Below are 17,684 nucleotides of genomic sequence, written 5' to 3'. Positions count from 1 at the left end.
CCGCAAGGATGATCCACTTCCGCCGCCGGGCGCTGCCGGGCGCCGTCGGGACGACCGGGCGACCCGCCGGGCGGCCGGGCCGGTCAGCCGCCGGCACCGCCCGGGGTCACCACACCGTGTTCGTACGCGAAGACGACCGCCTGGGTACGGTCGCGCAGCCCGAGCTTCATCAGTACCCGGGAGACGTGCGTCTTCACCGTCGCCTCGCCGAGCAGCAGCCGCTCGGCGATCTCGGCGTTGGAGGCACCCCCGGCGAGCTGCACCAGTACCTCCCGCTCCCGCTCGGTCAGCTCGGCCAGCCGGCGGCGGTCGAGGTCGGCCGGGCCGCCGGCCCCACTGGCCGTCCGGGGTGCAGGTCCCGGCGGCGCGGCGAAGGTCGCGATGACCCGCCGGGTGATCTGCGGGGCGAGCAGCGCGTCGCCCCGGGCGAGGATCCGGACCGCCTCGATCAGGTCCTCGGGCGAGCCGTTCTTCAGCAGGAATCCGCTGGCTCCGGCCTGGAGCGCGGCGAATAGATAGTCGTCCCGGTCGAAGGTGGTCAGGATCAGCACCGCCGGCCCGTCCGTTCCGGTGCCCGCCACGATCTGCCGGGTCGCCGCCAACCCGTCCAGGTGCGGCATCTCCACGTCGAGCAGTACGACGTCGGGCCGCTGGGCGAGGGCGAGTTCCACCGCCCGGTGGCCGTCCGCCGCCTCGCCGACCACCTCGAGGTCGTCCTCCGTCTCGAGGATGATCCGCAGGCCGGCCCGGACCAGGTGCTGGTCGTCGGCGAGGAGGACCCGGATCGGTGTCGCCCGGTTCGGCTCGGTCATGCCGTCATCCTGGCCGGAGCGGCGTCGGCGGTGTCCGCCTGGGTGATCGGGAACCGTGCCCGTACCCGGAAGCCGCCGTCGGTCCGGGCGCCCGCCTCCAGGGTGCCGTCGTGCGCGGCGACCCGTTCCCGCATGCCGATCAGGCCCAGCCCGGTGCTGCCGTGGGGGCGGGCCGGCGCGCTCCGGCCGTCGTCGGTCACCTCCACCTCGACCTCTCGGCGCAGGTACCGGATCCGCACGTCGACCGCGCCGGCCCGGGCGTGCTTGATGGTGTTCGTCATCGCCTCCTGCACCACCCGGTACCCGGCCAGGGAGACCGACTCCGGCACCGGCACCGGCGTGCCGTAGACCTTGTACTCGACGGTGAGCCCGGCATCCCTGGCCCCCTGGAGCAGGCTCTCGACCTGCGCCAGCCCGTACCCGAGCGCCTCGTCGGCGGCACCCGCGTTGCGCAGTACCCCGAGCATCCGGCGCAACTCGTCGACGGCGGTACGCGCGCTCTGCTCCACGGCGGCGAGCGCGGTCTTGGCCTTCTCCGGGTCCTTGTCCATGACCCGCCGGCTCGCGCTGGCCTGCACACCCATCACCGAGACGTGGTGGGCGACGACGTCGTGCAGTTCGCGGGCGATGCGTACCCGTTCCTGGGTGACCGCCCGCTCGGCGTTCTCGGCCCGGGACCGGCGCAGCTCCTCGGCCTGCACCGTCAACTCGTGCTGGCGCAGCGCCGAGGTCCAGGTGCGGTTGCCGAGCAGATAGGCGAGCAGGAAGAAGGCGATGTTGAACAGCACGGTGCTGATGGCGGCTGCGACGAACGGGGAGATCGGACCGGCTCCGCCCGGGAAGTCCGACTCCAGCTCCGCGATGCTCAGCCCGGCGGCGATCGCCAACCAGGCGAACATCGCGGCGATCACCCCGATCCTGATCCGGGCGGCCAGCCGGCGGTCCCGGCCCCACACGCCGAGGCTGTAGATCGCGATGAAGAGCGTGGCGGATGCGACCGAGACCTCAGGGTTCTGCCGGACCTGGGCGGCGATGAAGATCGCGGCGAGGACGATTGTGCTGATCTCCGGATGGCTGCGCCGCCAGATCAGCGGGAGGCCGCTGGCGACCGCCCAGGCCAACTGCTCGGGCCAGGACGGCGGGGGACCGAGCGGAAAGCTGCCCATGCTGTTCGACAGCACCACGCTGAGCAGGCCGAGTGCGGCCATCGACAGGCCCAGCCAGAGGTCGCGCTGGCGCTGCTGCCGGGTCGGCCCGGGGCGGACCCACGGACGTGCCGGCTCGTTCTCCGGACCGCCTACCGGTGCCGTGTCGTCTCGTCGCGCGCTGCCAGCCTCCACCCGACATGAATAGCGTATCCGTCGCGTCCGGCGCATCTTCGAGCTGCTCGGATTGTCAAGATCACCGACGATCCGCAGCCTGTTCCGGCGGGTTCGAGGTCGAGTGTCGGCTCCGCCCCCGACCCGGCCGGCGGAATAGTTGACGCAGCAAGTATGTTGTGCGGGGCAATCCGGGGGGTAGGCACCCGGGACCTAGTGAGGAGCTGGCGATGCAGTTCGGGATCTTCAGCGTGGGAGACGTGACCACGGACCCGACGACCGGACGGACCCCGTCCGAGGCGGAGCGGATCAAGGCCATGGTCACCATCGCGTTGAAGGCGGAGGAGGTCGGCCTCGACGTCTTCGCCACCGGTGAGCACCACAACCCACCGTTCGTGCCGTCGTCGCCCACCACCATGCTCGGCTTCGTCGCGGCCCGGACCAGCCGGCTGCTGCTGTCCACCGCGACCACCCTGATCACCACAAACGACCCGGTGAAGATCGCCGAGGACTACGCGATGCTCCAGCACCTGGCCGACGGCCGGGTCGACCTGATGATGGGTCGGGGCAACACCGGACCGGTGTACCCGTGGTTCGGGCAGGACATCCGCAACGGCATCCCGCTGGCGATCAACAACTACGACCTGCTGCGCCGGCTGTGGCGCGAGGACGTCGTCGACTGGGCGGGCAAGTTCCGTACCCCGTTGCAGTCGTTCACCTCGACCCCGCGACCGTTGGACGGGATCCCGCCCTTCGTCTGGCACGGCTCGATCCGCAGCCCCGAGATCGCCGAGCAGGCCGCGTACTACGGCGACGGGTTCTTCGCCAACCACATCTTCTGGCCCAAGGAGCACACCCAGCGGATGGTCGGCCTCTACCGGCAGCGGTTCGAGTACTACGGCCACGGCGACGCCGACCGGGCCATCGTCGGGCTCGGCGGGCAGGTGTTCATGCGGCGCAACTCGCAGGACGCGGTGGCCGAGTTCCGGCCGTACTTCGACAACGCACCGGTCTACGGGCACGGCCCGTCGCTGGAGGAGTTCACCCGGGAGACCCCGCTGACCGTCGGCAGCCCGCAGCAGGTGATCGACCGCACCCTCACCTTCCGCGACTACGTCGGCGACTACCAGCGGCAACTCTTCCTGCTCGACCACGCCGGACTGCCGCTGAAGACCGTACTGGAGCAGTTGGACATCCTCGGCGAGGAGGTCGTACCGGTGCTGCGGCGGGAGTTCGCCGCGCTGCGCCCCGCGCACGTACCCGACGCACCGACGCACGCCTCGATGAAGGCCGAGCGGGAGGCGGCGGCCGAGGCAGGGGCCGAGGCGGCGGCCGAGACGGGGGCCAGCCGATGACGGCGCGGACCCTGGCGGTCGTCTCGGCCGGGCTGCGCGTGCCGTCCTCCACCCGGCTCCTCGCCGACCAGCTCAGCTCGGCCGCCGGCACCGAACTCGACCGCCGGGGCGTGTCGGTTCGCACCGAGGTGGTCGAGTTGCGCGACCACGGGCACGACGTGGTGAACCACATGCTCACCGGTTTTCCGTCGACGGCGCTCAAACAGGCGCTGGACACCGTCTCCGGCGCCGACGGGCTGATCGTGGTCACGCCGATCTTCAACGCCTCGTACAGCGGCCTGTTCAAGTCGTTCTTCGACGTGCTGGAGGATGACGCCCTGGTCGACCGGCCGGTGCTGATCGGCGCGACCGGCGGCACCGCCCGGCACTCGCTCGCGCTCGAACACGCCCTGCGGCCGATGTTCAGTTACCTGCGCGCGGTGGTGATGCCGACCTCGGTCTTCGCCGCACCGGAGGACTGGGCCGGCGGCAGTGCGCAGGGTACACTGCGCCGCCGGATCGACCGGGCCGTCCGGGAACTCGCCGATCAGGTCGCCCAACGCGAACCGGCCGAGGCTGCCGACCCGTTCCGGCTCACCACCAGCTTCGACGAACTGCTGACCGGCGACTGACCAGCCTGGCGCGACTGACCAGCCTGGCGCGACTGACCAGCCTGGCGCGGCTGACCAGCCTGGCGCGACTGATCAGCCCGGGCCGTGCCCAGCCGACCCGGGACCGGGCCGGTCCGGGTACGTCCGGTTGAATGTGCCGATGACCCCACCGGTGCCCCGGGCCATCACGCAGGCGACCATCCGCGCTGTCGAGGCCGTCCGGGCGCGGGACGCCGACGTCCTCGACGAGGCGGCCGGCGACCTGGCCCTGCTCCCCGCCGAACAGGTCGGGCTGGTGCTCGGCGCGGTGTTGCGGCTGCTGCTGGAGCAGGCGCATCCGGACGGGCTGGCCGGGGAGGACGTGCAGGCCGTACTCGTGCGGTGTGCCCGGAGCAACGCCGACTGGTTGCCGGGGCTGGACGTCGGGGTGCTGGCGCTGCTGCTGACCGGTGCGCTCGGCGTACACCAGATGGCGGACGAGGCGCCGCCGGCCGATCCGGCGGCGGTGGCCCGGCACGCCCCGCTGCTCGTCGCCGACCTGCTCGCCGTCACCGGCGGAGCGGTCGGCGACTACCTGGCAGCCGCCCTGGCCGAGATCGCCGTCGCGGAGACGATGGAGCTGCCCTGACGACCTCTGCGGCGGTGACGTCCGAACTCCGTACGTGAAGTCCGGCGCCTGTCGACGTCGACTCAGTGGCCGGTGGTGTCGGAGTCGGTGGCGGCCTGCTCGCCCCGGTCCAGCGCGGAGAGCGCGGCGACGTCCTCCGGGGCGAGGGCGAAGTCGAAGACGTCGATGTTGCTCCTCATCCGCTCCGGCGAGGCGGTTTTCGGGATCGGGATGAGGTCCAGTTCGAGGTGCCAGCGCAGCACGACCTGTGCGGGAGTACGGCCGTACCGGTCGGCGATCTCGGTCACCACCGGATGGGCGAGGAGTTCGCCACCGTGCCCGATCGGCCCCCAGGACTGGGTGGCGATGCCGTGCTCCCGGTGGTACGCCCGGGCGGCGTCCCGGGTCAGCGTCGGATCCAACTGGATCTGGTTCACGTCCGGCGTCACGTCCGTCGCGGCGCGGATCCGGTCGATGTGCGCCGGCTTGAAGTTGGACAGCCCGACGGCCCGTACCAGGCCCTCCCGGAGCAGGTCGGTCAGGCCCAGGAAGGCGTCGACGTACCGGTCCTGCCAGGGCATCGGCCAGTGGATCAGATAGAGGTCCAGATAGTCGACGCCGAGTTTGCCGACGCTGTCCCGGAACGCCTCCCGCACCCTGTCCCGACCGTGCCACTCACCGTTGAGCTTGCTGGTGACGAAGAGCTCCTCCCGGGGTACCCCGGAGGCGCGCAGGCCACGGCCGACACCGACCTCGTTGCCGTACTTGTACGCGGTGTCGATCAGCCGGTAACCGGCCCCGATCGCCTCGGCGACGGCCCGCTCCGCCTCGGCGTCGGTAAGCGGCCAGGTCCCGAAACCGAACCGTGGTATCCGGGCGCCGTTCGCCAGCTGTCGGGTCGACACGGTCGGCTCTGCACTCATCTGGTCGATCTCCTGCGGTCGGGTCCGGCCCTGCGATGCGGCCGGTGCGGTGCGACGTTCCTGATCAACAACCTACCGCCGCCGACGCGCCGGTCGCCCCCAGGCGGCGTCGGACGTCAGGCGGGGGAGCGCCTCGAACGTCCGGCGGGGGGCGGGTCGGAGGTCAGGCGAGGGGAGTGCGTCGCAGGTCAGGCGGGGCCGTCGACCAGGGCCAGCAGGGTACTGGTCAGCGTGTTGCTGGCCAGCGGCACCTTGTAGGCGTTGCCGGGCAGCGGTCGGGCCTCGGCGAGTTCCGCCTCGGCAGCCGCCCGGAACCGGTCCTCCCGGGCCGGGCCGCCGCGCAGCAGCTCCTCGGCCCGGGTGGCCCGCCACGGCTTGTGCGCCACCCCGCCGAGTGCGATCCGGACGTCCCGTACCGTGCCGTCCGCCACGTCGATTGCCGCCGCCACCGAGACCAGCGCGAACGCGTACGCCGCCCGGTCGCGGACCTTCCGGTAGCGGGACCGGGTGGCGAAGGCGAGCGGGGGCAGCTCGATCGCGGTGATCAGCTCCCCGTGTGCCAGTACGGTGTCCCGGTGCGGTTCGCTGCCCGGCAGCCGGTGCAGCTCGGCCATCGGGATGCGCCGCCCGCCCTGCGGACCCTCGGTGTGCACGGTGGCGTCCAGCGCGACAAGTGCGACGGCGAAGTCCGACGGATGGGTGGCGATGCACTCCGGCGAGGTACCGAGGATCGCGAGTTCGCGGTGGTAGCCGTCGATCGCCGAGCAGCCGGTGCCGGGCTGCCGCTTGTTGCACGGGGTGCTGACGTCCTGGAAGTACACGCACCTGGTGCGCTGCAGCAGGTTCCCGCCGGCGGTCGCCAGGTTGCGCAGCTGGCCCGAGGCGCCGGAGAGCAGCGCCTGGGAGAGTACCGGGTAGCGGCTGCGTACCAGTGGGTGTGCCGCCAGTTCGCTGTTCGGGGTGGCGGCGCCGATCCGGATGCCGCCGTCGGGCAGCTCCTCGACCTGGTCCGAGGTCAGTCGGCGTACGTCCACCAGCAGGTCCGGCGTGGCCACCTCGAGCTTCATCAGGTCGACCAGATTCGTCCCGCCGCCGAGGAACGCGCCGTTGGGCGCCTCGGCGAGCAACGCGACGGCACCTGTCACGTCGTCGGCCCGGGTGTACCGGAACGGCCTCATCGCCGGGCCAGTTCCTGGATCGCCGGCACGATGTTCGCGTACGCGGCGCAGCGGCAGAGGTTGCCGCTCATCCGTTCCCGGATCTCGTCGGCGTCCAGCCCGGTCCGCCCCCCGTCGCCGGCCGGGACACGGTCCGTGGTCACCGCGCTCGGCCAGCCCGCCTCGGCCTCGCGCAGCATCGCCACCGCCGAGACGATCTGCCCGGGTGTGCAGTAGCCGCACTGGAAGGCGTCGTACCGGATGAAGCACTGCTGCATCGGGTGCAGTTCGCCGTCCGGTGCCAGGCCGGCGGCGGTGACGATCTCGGCCCCGTCGTGTGCCACCGCGAGGGCGAGGCAGCTGTTCACCCGCCGCCCGTCCAGCAGGATCGTGCAGGCGCCGCACTGCCCGTGGTCGCAGCCCTTCTTCGGACTGGTGTTGCCCAGCCGCTCCCGGAGCGCGTCCAACAGGGTGGTCCGGGTGTCGACGGTGACCCGGTGGGCGGTCCCGTCCACCCGGAGGCTGACCTCGGCATCCATCCTCGGCGGCCTCCCGTGGTCGAGTCGCGGACGAACATCCCCAAACTAGCCATACCAATGCGGTGAAGCGGTGAAATGCGGCAATCCCTTCGGAGGGCGCTGGCGGGGTGGAGCCGGCGCCGGGCGTACCCCCGGGGGCCGCCAGCACGGCGCTGCTGCTCCGGCGGACCTGGGCGTGCGGGCCGCCGCGCGGCGTGGGCGACAATCGACGCCATGCGGTTCGGCATCCTGGGCGCGACCGAGGTGTACGCGGGCGACGGCCGGCGACTCGCCGTCGGTGGCCCGCGCCTGCGTGCCCTGCTGGCGCTGCTGCTCCTCGACGCCGGCCGGGTGGTCTCGGCGGACCGTCTGATCCAGGGCCTGTACGGCGACGCCCCACCCACCCGGGCCGCGAACGCGTTGCAGTCCCAGGTCTCCCGGCTGCGCCAGGTGCTCTCCGGTGTCGACGGGCCGGAGCCACCTGTGGAGTTCCATCCGGCGGGCTACCGGATCGCGGTGCAGCCGGAGGACGTCGACCTGCACCGGTTCACCCGGCTGGTGGCGGACGGCCAGCGCGCCCTGGCCCGGGGTGACCGCCGGGGCGCAGTCGAGCTGCTGCGTGCCGCGTCGCGGCTGTGGCGCGGGGAGCCGCTGGCCGACGTCCGGGAGGCACCGTTCGCCCGGGCCCAGGCGATCCGCCTGGACGAGCTGCGGCTCGCCGCCGTCGAGGACCGGGTGGCGGCGGAACTCGACCTTGACGGGGCCGTGTCCTCCGTGGCCGAATTGCGGGAGCTGGTGGCGGCGTACCCGCTGCGGGAACGCCTGCGTGGACAGCTCATCCGCGCGCTGTATCTCGGCGGTCGTCGGGCCGAGGCGCTGGCCACCTTCGAGGAGGCCCGGCGACTGCTCGCGGCGGAACTCGGCACCGACCCGTCTCCGGAACTGGCCGCGCTGCACGTGGCGGTGCTGCGCGACGATCCCGCACTGCTCCCGGCCGCCGGAACAGCCAGCCCGGCCGCCGGAGCACCCGGCCCGGCCGTCGGAGCACCCGGCCCGGCCACCGATCCGCCGAGCCTGGCCGTCGAGGGTGCCGGTCCGGCCGTCGCTACGCCGAGCCCGGAGGTCGAGGTTGGCGGTCCGGCCGCCGCCGGACTGTCCGGGGTGGCCGTCGGCCTGCCCGGGCAGCTCAGCAGCTTCGTCGGCCGGGAGGAGGAACTGGCCCGGGTCGGCAAGCTCCTCGGTGAGGGGCGGTTGGTCACGCTGCACGGTCCCGGTGGTGCCGGCAAGACCCGGCTGGCCATCGAGGCGGCCGGCCGGCAGTCCGGCGAGGTGTTCCTGGTCGAACTCGCGGCGGTGACCGCGGGGGCGGACGTCGCCTCGGCGGTACTTGCCGCGCTGAACCTGCGCGACGCCGCGCTGCGCGCCCAGGGCGGTCCCCGGGACGCCGCCGACCGGCTGGTCACGGCGCTCGCCGAGCGCAGCCTGCTGCTGGTACTCGACAACTGCGAGCACCTGGTCGCCGATGTCGCCCGGCTCGTCGCGCGGCTGCTCGGCGCCTGCCCGAGGGTGCGGGTGCTGGCCACCAGCCGGGAGCCGCTCGGGCTCACCGGCGAGGCGCTCTGCCCGGTCTCCGGGTTGCCGCTGCCACCGGTCGAGACCGGCGTCGAGGCCGCCCCGGGGTACCCGGCCGTCCGGCTCTTCGCCGAACGGGCCGCCGACGTGGCACCGGGATTCGCCGTCGGCCCGGACAACCTCTCTGCGGTACTGCGGATATGCCGTACCCTCGACGGCCTGCCGCTCGCCATCGAGTTGGCGGCGGCCCGGCTCCGGGCACTGCCGGTCACCGAGATCGCGGCCCGGCTCGACGACCGGTTCCGGCTGCTGACCCGGGGCAGCCGGCTCGCCCAGCCCCGGCACCAGACCCTATGTGCGGTGGTGCAGTGGAGCTGGGATCTGCTGGACGAGACCGAGCAGCGGTTGGCGCGCCGGTTGACGGTCTTTGCCGGCGGCGCCGACCTGGCCGCCGTCGAGCGGGTCTGCGGGCCGCTCGACCCGGGCCGGGGTGACCTCCGCGCGGCCGGCGCCGAGCCGCTCGACCAGGGCCGGGGTGACACCCGCCCAGCTGGCGAAGACCTGCTCGACGTGCTCTCCAGCCTGGTCGACAAGTCCCTGGTGGAGGCGAGCGGCGGGCGCTTCCGGATGCTGGAGACGGTGCGCGCGTTCGGCGCCGAACGGCTGGCCGAGGCCGGCGAGGCGGAGGAACTGCGGCGGGCGCACGCGGCGTACTTCCTCGAACTGGCCCGTACCGCCGATCTGCGGTTGCGCGGCGCGGACCAGCTGGACTGGCTGCGCCGGCTGGACGGTGACCGCGACGACCTGCACGCCGCGTTGCGCCGGGCGATGGCCGCCGGAGACGTCACCACCGCGCTGGAGCTGGTCGCCGCGCTGTCGTTCTACTGGTGGCTGCGCGGCCTGCGGGGTGAGGGGGCCGCACTCGCCGCCCAACTCGTCGAGCAGGTCGGCGGCGACCCGCCCCCCGACCTCGCCGAGGAGTACGCCCTCTGCCTGCTGCACGCCTCGCTCGGCGGGTACGGCTCGGGACCGCGGGGCGTCGAACCGGCCGCCACGCTCCTGTGGAGCCTCGGCCGTCCACCCCGGCAGCCGTTCCTGCTCTATCTGTCCGGGGTCGCCAACGGCCCACCGCCGGAGCTGGCGGCGCAGTTGCTCGGCACCCCGGAAGGCTGGACCGGACTCATCGGGACCGACCCGTGGAGCCGGGCGCTGGCGGCGCTCGGCATGGGGATGATGCTGATGCTCGAAGGCCGCTACGAGGAGGCGTACGTCCGGCTCGACCGGGCGTTGGCCGACTTCCGGGCCATCGGGGAGCGGTGGGGGACGATCCTGGTCCTGACGATCCTGATCGAGCTGGCCTACCGGCGCCGCGACCACACCCACGCGGCCCTTGTCGACGAGGCGCTGCGACTGGCCGACGAACTCGGCTCGATGCTCGACATGGCCGAACTGCTGCGTACCCGGGGCGATGGCCGGCTCGGCATCGACGACCTGGCCGGTGCGGCGGACGACTACCGGCGGGTGCTGGAGCTGGCCCTGCCGGCCGGCGCGCCGGAGCTGCTGGCGGCGGCACATCTCGGGCTCGGCGAGATCGCCCGCCGGCACGGTGACCTGGATCGGGCGCGCCGGCTCTGCGAGCAGGCGTTGGCGGAGTGCCCGACCGGCTGGTTCGGCGCGGAGGGGGTACGGCTCTCGGCGCTCGCAGCCCTGGGACAGATCCTCGCGGCGACCGGGGACGAGGCCGGCGCCCGGACCCGGTTCCGTCAGGTGCTGGGCGGTGCGGCGGGAGTGTGGGAGCTGAGCATCCTGACGATCGCGGTCGAGGGCTTCGTCGGACCGGTGCTCCGGGACGGCGACGCCGACCGGGCCGGCCTGCTGCTCGGCGCGATCGCGGCGTTGCAGCCCGGCTTCGGCAGCGCGGCGGCGATCGACGACGCACCGGTCGCCGCCGCCGTCCGGGCCCGGCTGGGCGTTGCGGCGTACCGGCGTCTGCTGGCCCGGGGTGCGGCACTGACCCGGGAAGAGGCGTTGGCGATGCTGGCCACCCCCTGACCGGAGACGACCGCGCCGACCCGCGACCGGTGCGCGACGCGGTACGAGACGCAATAGGCGACGCGGTGCGCGGCCGGTCAGCGCGGCCGTCAGCGATCGGTGCGTGACCGGTGCGCGCGGTCGGCGACGGTCTACGGCATGACAACGCAGACATCAGCGGTCGTGGCCGAGGGACTGCACAAGCGGTACGGCGAGACCCGGGCCCTCGACGGGTTCGACCTGAGCGTGCCGGCCGGCACGGTGTGCGGGCTGCTCGGGCCGAACGGCGCCGGCAAGACCACGGCGGTCCGGATTCTCGCCACGCTGTTGCGCTTCGACTCCGGTCGGGCTCAGGTGGCCGGGTACGACGTGGCCCGGCAGCCCGAGCGGGTCCGTGAGGTGATCGGCCTGACCGGTCAGTACGCGGCGGTCGACGAGGTACTCAGCGGACGGCAGAACCTGATCCTTTTCGGTCGGCTACACCAGCTCTCGGCTCGGACGGCCCGACGCCGCGCGGACGAGTTGCTGGAGCAGTTCGGGCTGACCGCCGCGGCGAGCCGGTCACCGGCGGAGTACTCCGGCGGGATGCGCCGCAGGCTGGACCTGGCGGCCAGTCTGATCATGACCCCCCAGGTGCTCTTCCTCGACGAGCCGACCACCGGGCTCGACCCGCGCAGCCGCAACCAGCTCTGGTCGGCGGTACGCGGTCTCGTCGCCGACGGCACCACCGTGCTGCTGAGCACGCAGTACCTGGAGGAGGCGGACCAACTCGCCGACCGGATCCTGGTGGTAGACGCCGGGCGGGTGGTCGCGGAGGGCACCTCGGCCGAGCTGAAGGCGCGGATCGGGGCGGACCGGATCGAGGTGGTGGTCCGGCACGCGACGGAACTCGGTACCGCCGCCGGGATCGTCGAACGTTCCGCAGCCGGGCCGGTGGCGCTCGACGCGGAGATCCGGCAGCTCAGCGCTCCGGTCGTGGACCGGGTGGCGGCGCTCGGCGACGTGATGCGGGCGCTGCGGGACGCCGGTATCGCTGTCGACGACATCGGGTTGCGTCGACCGACCCTCGACGAGGCGTTCCTGCACCTGACCGGAAAGCAGAACCCGGCGGTGCAGCCGACCGCCACGGGAGCGTCAAGGTGACGGGGCGGGGCGCGGACCGGCCGGGCGGGTACGACGACGAGCAGAACGCAGGTGACGGCATGACCAGTACGTTGCAGGCACAGCACCGGGCGCAGCAGGTGCGTCCGGTCCGGCGGCCGGCGGGGCCGTTGGCCCGGTTCCGTCGGGCGGTGACCGACGGCTGGGTGATGACCGGCCGGAACATGGGGCACGTGATCCGCTCGCCGGAGGAGATCGTCATCTACTTCAGCCTGCCGATCATGTTCGTACTGGTCTTCGGTTACGTCTTCGGCAGCGGGATGGCGGTGCCCGGCCAGGGCAACTACCGGGAGTACCTGCTGCCCGGCGTCTTCGTGATGACCATGCTGTACGGGCTGGGCGCCACCGCCAGCGGCATCGCCATGGACGTCAGCCGGGGCGTGGTGGACCGGTTCCGGTCGATGCCGATGGCCCGGACCGCGCTGGTCACCGGGCGGACCGGTGCCGACCTGCTCCGCGCGTTGCTGGAGATGAGCATCCTGGTCGTCTGTGGCCTGCTGGTCGGCTGGCAGTGGCGCAACGGCCTGCTGGACGCGCTCGCGGCGGTGGGGCTGATCCTGCTGCTGCGGCTCGCGCTCACCTGGGTCGGCATCTTCCTCGGGCTGATGGTGCCGAATCCGGACACCGTCGGTGTGATCGTCTTTCCGCTGGCCTTTCCGCTGACCGCGCTCTCCAACGTCTTCGTGGCACCGGACCTGATGCCGGACTGGCTCGGCGCGATCTCGTCGTGGAATCCGCTGTCGGCGACTGTCGCGGCCAGCCGCGAGCTGTTCGGCAACCCGGGGACCGGCGGGGAATCCTGGGCGGCGCAGCACCCGCTGCTGCTCGCGGTCAGCTGGCCGCTGCTGCTGATCGTCGTCTTCGCACCACTGGCTGTCCGCCGGTACCAGCGACTGAGTCGCTGAACGGCAGGCCGGGTACCGCCCGGTCCGGGGGAGCGCTGGGGGATCCGGCCGGTGGTCGCGGGTGTGACCGCCGGCCGGATGCCCCCTGCCGGGCGTCAGGCGCAGAGCTGGATCTCAGGCGTGGAGCTGGGCGTCGAGCAGCGCCGAGGCGGTGAGCGCGGCCAGCCCGTCGTTCGATCCGGGCTGCGGCGGGTTTATCGGCAACTTGACGCGAAATCCGATCTCCTTTATCGTCTTGGCGACGAAAACAGGGGAGGTGGCGCGTCATGGCGGACGTGACCAGGCGGCTGTTCCTGCGACACCTGCGCGGGGCGCCGACCACGTGGATCCGGCACTCCGTGCGAGGCAACGTACGGCACGAGGGGGTCGGACAGTCCTTCTGGTACCGGCCGCTGGTCAGCGTACTGAGTGAGGTGCCGATCGACGACCGTGAACTGCCACTGCTGTTCCACGCCCGGACCAGTGACTTCGCCGACGTCACGGTGCAGGCGACGGTGACGTACCGGATCGCCGACCCGGCGCTGGCGGCGAGCCGGCTGGACTTCTCGGTCGACCCGCGCCGGGGTGTGGCCCGCGGACGGCCGCTCGACCAGATCGCCACCCTGCTGGCCGAGCTGGCCCAGCAGCCGGCGCTGGACCTGCTGGCCCGGGTGCCGCTGGCCGAGGCGCTCACCGACATCGCCGCCGTCCGCGAGGCGGTCACGGCGGCGCTGCGCGACGAGGTCCGGCTGGCCGACGTGGGCGTCTCGGTGGTCAGCGCCCGGGTGGTGGCGGTGCGGCCGGAGCCGGAGATGGAGCGGGCGCTCCAGACACCGACCCGGGAGTCGGTGCAGGTCGAGGCCGATCGGGCAACCTACGCCCGCCGGGCCCAGGCGGTCGAACAGGAGCGGGCGATCGCCGAGAACGAGTTGCAGAACAAGATCGAGCTGGCCCGCCGGGAACAGCAGCTGGTCGAGCAGCACGGCGCCAACTCCCGACGCAAGGTCGAGCTGGAGGCGGCCGCCGAGCTGGCGGTGGCCCAGGGCAAGGCCGAGCGGGAGAAGGTGACGAACGCGGCGGCAGCCGAGCGGGCCCGGGTGCTCGCCGCCGCCGAGGCGGACAAGGAGCGCACCCTCGCCGGGGCGAAGGCCGACGGGGTACGCGTGATCGGGCTCGCCGAGGCCGAGGCGGAGACGGCTCGACTGGCGGCGTACCGGGATCTGCCCCCGGAGGTGCTGCACGCGCTGGCGCTGCGCGAGGTGGCGGGGCAGCTTCCCGAGATCGGCCAGCTCACGGTCACTCCGGACGTGCTGACCGGCCTGCTGGGCCGGCTGTCCCGGTGACCGGGCCGGCGCCGGGCGCGGCACGGCCGCGGCGGTGCGGGGCGCGACCGGTCGGGCGGGCCGGATGAGCGCCACCCTGGCCCCCAGGGTGGTCGTGGTGAGCCGGCGCAGCGAACTCGACGAGTTGCTGGCCCACCACGGCACCCGGGCGGCAGCCGGCTACTACCTGCACCAACGAGGGCGCGACCTGGCCGAGGTGGTGACCCGGCACGACGCGCTCCAGGATGCGCTGACCACCGTCGGCGCGGCGATCCCGGCGGACTGGCGCCGGGGGCGGGTGGACCGGGACGACCTGCCCCGCTTCCCGTTCGCTCCGGAGGACATCGTGGTGGCGGTCGGCCAGGACGGACTGGTCGCCAACGTCGCCAAGTACCTCGACGGGCAGCCGGTGATCGGGGTGGACCCGGAGCCCGGCCGCAACGCGGGAGTACTCGTCCGATTCGGGCCCGAGGCGGTCGCCCGGCTGCTCCCCGCAGTGGTCGCCGGACGTGCTCCGCTGCGCGAACGGACAATGGTCCGAGCCGTCCTCGACGACGGCCAGGAGCTGATCGGGCTCAACGAGGTCTACGCGGGGCACCCCGGTCACCAGTCGGCGCGCTATCTGCTCTCCACCGCCGACGGTCGACGGGAACGCCAGTCCTCCTCGGGCCTGGTCGTCGGCACCGGCACCGGAGCGACCGGCTGGTGCGCCTCGATCGCCCGGGAACGCGCCGCCGCGCCGCCGTTGCCGGCCCCGGACGAACCGGCACTGTGCTGGTTCGTCCGGGAGGCGTGGCCGTCCCCGGCCACCGGCGCGTCGCTGACCGCCGGGCGGCTCGGCGCGGACGAGACGCTGGAGATCGTCGCGGAACACGAGCGGCTGGTGGTCTTCGCCGACGGGCTGGACGGCGACCACCTGACGATGGCCTGGGGGCAGCGGCTGACCGTCGGCCCGGCCGAGCGCCGGCTACGCCTGGTCGAGCCGCTGTCCGCGGCGGCCGGCTCGGGCGTCCGCCCGGGACGTGCGGCAGCGTGCCGCGGCCGAGGTTGAGTGCCGTGGCCGAGGTTTGACCGCCGCGATCGAGCCTGGGGTGTTCGCCGGTGGGGGCGCCACCCAGGGCAGGATGCCGTCGGCCATGCCGGCCGCGCCGGCCGCGCCGGACCCGGCGGTCTCGGCGAGCAGGGCCTGGCCGATCCCGGCGACACCGGCCAGCAGTCCGGGGTTCTGCCTGGCCCAGCGCGAGACACCGCCACTGCCCGGGACGAGCCTCGCGGTCCGGCACAGGGTGCTGGTCGCGGCGTCGATGGTGCGCGCGTACCGGGCCGGTGTCACGAAGCCCTGCCGCTCGATCGACCTGATGATCGTCAAGTTTCCGGCCAGCCCGTGACACAGGACCATCCGGTCCACTCCGTCCTCGGACAGCCAGTCGAGTGACCGGATCGTCGTGTCGAGTCCGGACGCGATCTCCTCGCGCAGCCGGGGTGTGCCGAGCAGTCGCCAGGTCAGGGCTCGCCCCAGCGCGATGCCCGGGGCGCCGTGACACCAGGCGAACGCATACCGCCGGCCGCCTCCGGAGCCTCGGGCGGTCGGCTGGACCCGGAAGTCGGGCCAGTTGCGCTGGACGCGGGAGAAGCGCTGTCGCTCGTACTCGACAGCGGCCAGCGCCGCGTTGCGGTACCGGTCGTCGCCGGTGGCCACGGCGAGGTCGGCCAGGGCCAGTGCGATGCCGGCGCAGCCGTGGGCCAGCCCGGTCAGCGGTACGTTGCTGCGCACCTGCGGCTCCCGCCAGGCGACTGTGTCGGCGACCCGGATCGCCCTGGTCAGCAGTACCCGGCCGACTTTCTCCGCCGCGTCGAGTACCGGGCCGTCCACTCCCTCCCGGACCAGCGTCAGCAGCCCGGTGACGGTACCGGCGAGACCCGCCAACCAGTCGTTGCCCGGGCAGATCAGATCGCGGTCGAGCCGGTCCCGGACGATCTGTTCGCCAAGGGCTCGAAGCTCGGGGCGGTCCAGCCGGTGAGCGGCCCGCAGCAGGCTGGTGGCGACCCCTGACCAGCCGAGATAGTAGCCGGCCTCATTCGGCGCCATCCGCTGCTCGACCTGTCGGGCGGCACACCGGAACGCGCCGACCGCCGCGTCGGCGAAGCGCCCGTCGTCGACGGTCTCGGCCAGTGTCGCCAGGAAGGACGCCACGCCTGCCGCGCCGGAGTAGACGTCCGCGCCGATCGCCGCCCAGCTCTCCCGGCCGCGCGGACCCCACCAGTTGCAGGCGTCGCCCCACCACACCGCCTCGGCCAGCAGTACCTCCCCGATGGCCACTGCGGCCCCGACCGGATCAGCCGGCGGCGAGCCGGCAGCGAACGGGTCGACCGCACCAGCCCCAGAACCGGCGGGGCCAGGGCCAGCGGCGGCGGCAGGGTCAGCGGGGCCAGGGCCAGCGGCGAGTTGCCGCAGTACGCCGGAGCCGGGGTTCTGATAGGGCACGACCATCGAGACCCCGTTGACGTCCAGCCAGTTGACCACCTCTGCCGCGCGGCGTACCGGTCCGCGTGCCCGGCGCGCAGCCGGGGTGCAGAGCGCCTCGGCGAGCAGCCGGCACCGGTGCTGGCCGAAGCTCTCGCCGCCGCCCGGATCCTGCGCCACCCCGACACCGCGCAGCAGCGCAGCGGTGAGCGGGGGAATCCGGTCCCTGAGCACCGGATCCAACTCCTGGTGGCAGCCGGCGACCACCTCGGCCACGGCCGGGTACAGCGCACCGGCCACGTAGAGCACCGCAGAGTCGCAGCGCTGGTACCCCTGCGGAGTGTTCGCCAGCTTGAGGGCGAACGGTATCGACCGGGCGTTCAGTCCGGCGCTCAGCAGCCGGGTGAGCGTGCCGGCGCCATCGGCCAGGATGTTCCAGTAGACACGGATCGTCGAGTCCGGTTTGGACGGCTGGGCGACGGTGCCGAACACGTAGCAGAAGCCCGGTTGCACCGCGCGGAGGCAGGCCGACTGCCGTACGGTCAGCGTGTCTCCCGGCGAGGTGCCCGGATCCGGTCCGGCGAGCGCCGAGCGGGGTACCAGGAAGGAGAGCCCGTCGCGGATGGCGATCACGCCCTCGGGGTGCGGGCGGGCGAAGCGCCAGGTTCCGTCCGGCGGACCGGCACCCACGATGCTGTCCCGGATCTGCTCGACGAAGGCGGCGTCCGGCGCGTTGCCGGCCGGAGCCTCCCGCAGGCGGGTGGGGACGGGAATGCCGGTGACGAAGAAGTGCTGGTAGAGATGTCGGGCCAGCGTCGACCGGATCGACGCCGACGCTGACCGGTCGGCGCTGTCGCTCGGCGGTGCGGCGGAGATCCGCTGTCCGAACCAGACGAAGCGTCGTTCGTCGAGGACCCGGACGTGCCTGACGAGATCCGCCAACTGTTCCCGATACGAAGTCATCGCGGG

The 17,684-nt window shown here is 73.1% G+C and carries 14 protein-coding genes; 8 read left to right on the top strand and 6 right to left on the bottom strand.

The window, feature by feature from the left end; all coding sequences use genetic code 11:
• Positions 1 to 83 precede the first annotated feature (83 nt).
• The gene (locus CLT71_RS06840; protein ID WP_101366362.1) at positions 84 to 812 is read right to left on the bottom strand and encodes a response regulator transcription factor; all 729 of its coding nucleotides are present in this window, start codon (positions 810 to 812) and stop codon (positions 84 to 86) included.
• Positions 809 to 2,152 carry a sensor histidine kinase gene (locus CLT71_RS06835; protein WP_486483099.1) on the bottom strand — a complete coding sequence of 448 codons (1,344 nt, stop codon included), beginning with the start codon at positions 2,150 to 2,152 and terminating at the stop codon, positions 809 to 811. Before CLT71_RS06835 ends, CLT71_RS06840 begins: the two co-directional genes overlap by 4 nt.
• Before the next feature lie 209 nt (positions 2,153 to 2,361).
• On the opposite strand from CLT71_RS06835, the gene CLT71_RS06830 reads away from it, so the two are divergent.
• From CLT71_RS06830 to CLT71_RS06820, 3 genes are all read left to right on the top strand, one after another.
• The gene (locus tag CLT71_RS06830; protein ID WP_101366360.1) at positions 2,362 to 3,486 is read left to right on the top strand and encodes an LLM class flavin-dependent oxidoreductase; all 1,125 of its coding nucleotides are present in this window, start codon (positions 2,362 to 2,364) and stop codon (positions 3,484 to 3,486) included.
• Complete coding sequence (locus CLT71_RS06825) at positions 3,483 to 4,097, top strand: FMN reductase (protein WP_101366359.1); 615 nt, start codon at positions 3,483 to 3,485, stop codon at positions 4,095 to 4,097. Before CLT71_RS06830 ends, CLT71_RS06825 begins: the two co-directional genes overlap by 4 nt.
• Before the next feature lie 139 nt (positions 4,098 to 4,236).
• Positions 4,237 to 4,704, top strand: coding sequence for a hypothetical protein (locus tag CLT71_RS06820; RefSeq protein WP_101371215.1), 468 nt, complete (start codon positions 4,237 to 4,239; stop codon positions 4,702 to 4,704).
• A gap of 62 nt (positions 4,705 to 4,766) precedes the next feature.
• Here the strand turns inward: CLT71_RS06820 and CLT71_RS06815 are convergent, their stop codons facing one another.
• The 3 genes from CLT71_RS06815 to CLT71_RS06805 form a co-directional block, all read right to left on the bottom strand.
• Entirely contained in the window at positions 4,767 to 5,606 is an 840-nt protein-coding gene (locus CLT71_RS06815) for an aldo/keto reductase (protein WP_101366358.1), read from the bottom strand.
• A gap of 188 nt (positions 5,607 to 5,794) precedes the next feature.
• Positions 5,795 to 6,784, bottom strand: coding sequence for an FAD binding domain-containing protein (locus tag CLT71_RS06810; protein WP_101366357.1), 990 nt, complete (start codon positions 6,782 to 6,784; stop codon positions 5,795 to 5,797).
• Entirely contained in the window at positions 6,781 to 7,302 is a 522-nt protein-coding gene (locus CLT71_RS06805) for a 2Fe-2S iron-sulfur cluster-binding protein (protein ID WP_101366356.1), read from the bottom strand. Before CLT71_RS06805 ends, CLT71_RS06810 begins: the two co-directional genes overlap by 4 nt.
• 213 nt (positions 7,303 to 7,515) lie before the next feature.
• Between CLT71_RS06805 and CLT71_RS37830 the strand changes: the two genes are divergently transcribed.
• The 5 genes from CLT71_RS37830 (at position 7,516) to CLT71_RS06780 (ending at position 15,302) form a co-directional block, all read left to right on the top strand.
• Complete coding sequence (locus CLT71_RS37830) at positions 7,516 to 10,905, top strand: BTAD domain-containing putative transcriptional regulator (protein ID WP_101366355.1); 3,390 nt, start codon at positions 7,516 to 7,518, stop codon at positions 10,903 to 10,905.
• A 138-nt stretch (positions 10,906 to 11,043) separates the two neighbouring features.
• Positions 11,044 to 12,027, top strand: a complete 984-nt coding sequence (locus tag CLT71_RS06795) for an ATP-binding cassette domain-containing protein (protein WP_101366354.1) — start codon at positions 11,044 to 11,046, stop codon at positions 12,025 to 12,027.
• Between the two features lie 167 nt (positions 12,028 to 12,194).
• Positions 12,195 to 12,950: an ABC transporter permease gene (locus CLT71_RS06790; protein WP_101371214.1), complete on the top strand. Its 756-nt coding sequence runs from the start codon at positions 12,195 to 12,197 to the stop codon at positions 12,948 to 12,950.
• A 266-nt stretch (positions 12,951 to 13,216) separates the two neighbouring features.
• A complete protein-coding gene (locus tag CLT71_RS06785) occupies positions 13,217 to 14,272 on the top strand; it encodes an SPFH domain-containing protein (RefSeq protein ID WP_101366353.1) in 1,056 nt (351 codons plus the stop codon).
• A 64-nt stretch (positions 14,273 to 14,336) separates the two neighbouring features.
• Positions 14,337 to 15,302, top strand: a complete 966-nt coding sequence (locus tag CLT71_RS06780) for a diacylglycerol kinase catalytic domain-containing protein (protein WP_143743384.1) — start codon at positions 14,337 to 14,339, stop codon at positions 15,300 to 15,302.
• Here the strand turns inward: CLT71_RS06780 and CLT71_RS06775 are convergent.
• A complete protein-coding gene (locus tag CLT71_RS06775) occupies positions 15,219 to 17,678 on the bottom strand; it encodes a lanthionine synthetase LanC family protein (RefSeq protein ID WP_101366352.1) in 2,460 nt (819 codons plus the stop codon). The genes CLT71_RS06780 and CLT71_RS06775 overlap by 84 nt on opposite strands.
• Positions 17,679 to 17,684 lie beyond the last annotated feature (6 nt).

The sequence above is a fragment of the Plantactinospora sp. CNZ320 genome, assembly GCF_002846275.1.
The sequence above is the reverse complement of the archived record's forward strand: the minus strand, read 5'-3'. Positions and strand labels throughout refer to the sequence as shown.

What these genes read in the sequence shown, in the direction of transcription:
- CLT71_RS06775 (WP_101366352.1), bottom strand. Translation starts at nt 17,678, where the DNA reads ATGACTTCGTATCGGGAACAGTTGGCGGATCTCGTCAGGCACGTCCGG.
- CLT71_RS06825 (WP_101366359.1), top strand. Translation starts at nt 3,483, where the DNA reads ATGACGGCGCGGACCCTGGCGGTCGTCTCGGCCGGGCTGCGCGTGCCG.
- CLT71_RS06780 (WP_143743384.1), top strand. Translation starts at nt 14,337, where the DNA reads ATGAGCGCCACCCTGGCCCCCAGGGTGGTCGTGGTGAGCCGGCGCAGC.
- CLT71_RS06790 (WP_101371214.1), top strand. Translation starts at nt 12,195, where the DNA reads ATGACCGGCCGGAACATGGGGCACGTGATCCGCTCGCCGGAGGAGATC.
- CLT71_RS06810 (WP_101366357.1), bottom strand. Translation starts at nt 6,784, where the DNA reads ATGAGGCCGTTCCGGTACACCCGGGCCGACGACGTGACAGGTGCCGTC.
- CLT71_RS06840 (WP_101366362.1), bottom strand. Translation starts at nt 812, where the DNA reads ATGACCGAGCCGAACCGGGCGACACCGATCCGGGTCCTCCTCGCCGAC.
- CLT71_RS06820 (WP_101371215.1), top strand. Translation starts at nt 4,237, where the DNA reads ATGACCCCACCGGTGCCCCGGGCCATCACGCAGGCGACCATCCGCGCT.
- CLT71_RS06795 (WP_101366354.1), top strand. Translation starts at nt 11,044, where the DNA reads ATGACAACGCAGACATCAGCGGTCGTGGCCGAGGGACTGCACAAGCGG.
- CLT71_RS06815 (WP_101366358.1), bottom strand. Translation starts at nt 5,606, where the DNA reads ATGAGTGCAGAGCCGACCGTGTCGACCCGACAGCTGGCGAACGGCGCC.
- CLT71_RS06805 (WP_101366356.1), bottom strand. Translation starts at nt 7,302, where the DNA reads ATGGATGCCGAGGTCAGCCTCCGGGTGGACGGGACCGCCCACCGGGTC.
- CLT71_RS37830 (WP_101366355.1), top strand. Translation starts at nt 7,516, where the DNA reads ATGCGGTTCGGCATCCTGGGCGCGACCGAGGTGTACGCGGGCGACGGC.
- CLT71_RS06830 (WP_101366360.1), top strand. Translation starts at nt 2,362, where the DNA reads ATGCAGTTCGGGATCTTCAGCGTGGGAGACGTGACCACGGACCCGACG.
- CLT71_RS06785 (WP_101366353.1), top strand. Translation starts at nt 13,217, where the DNA reads ATGGCGGACGTGACCAGGCGGCTGTTCCTGCGACACCTGCGCGGGGCG.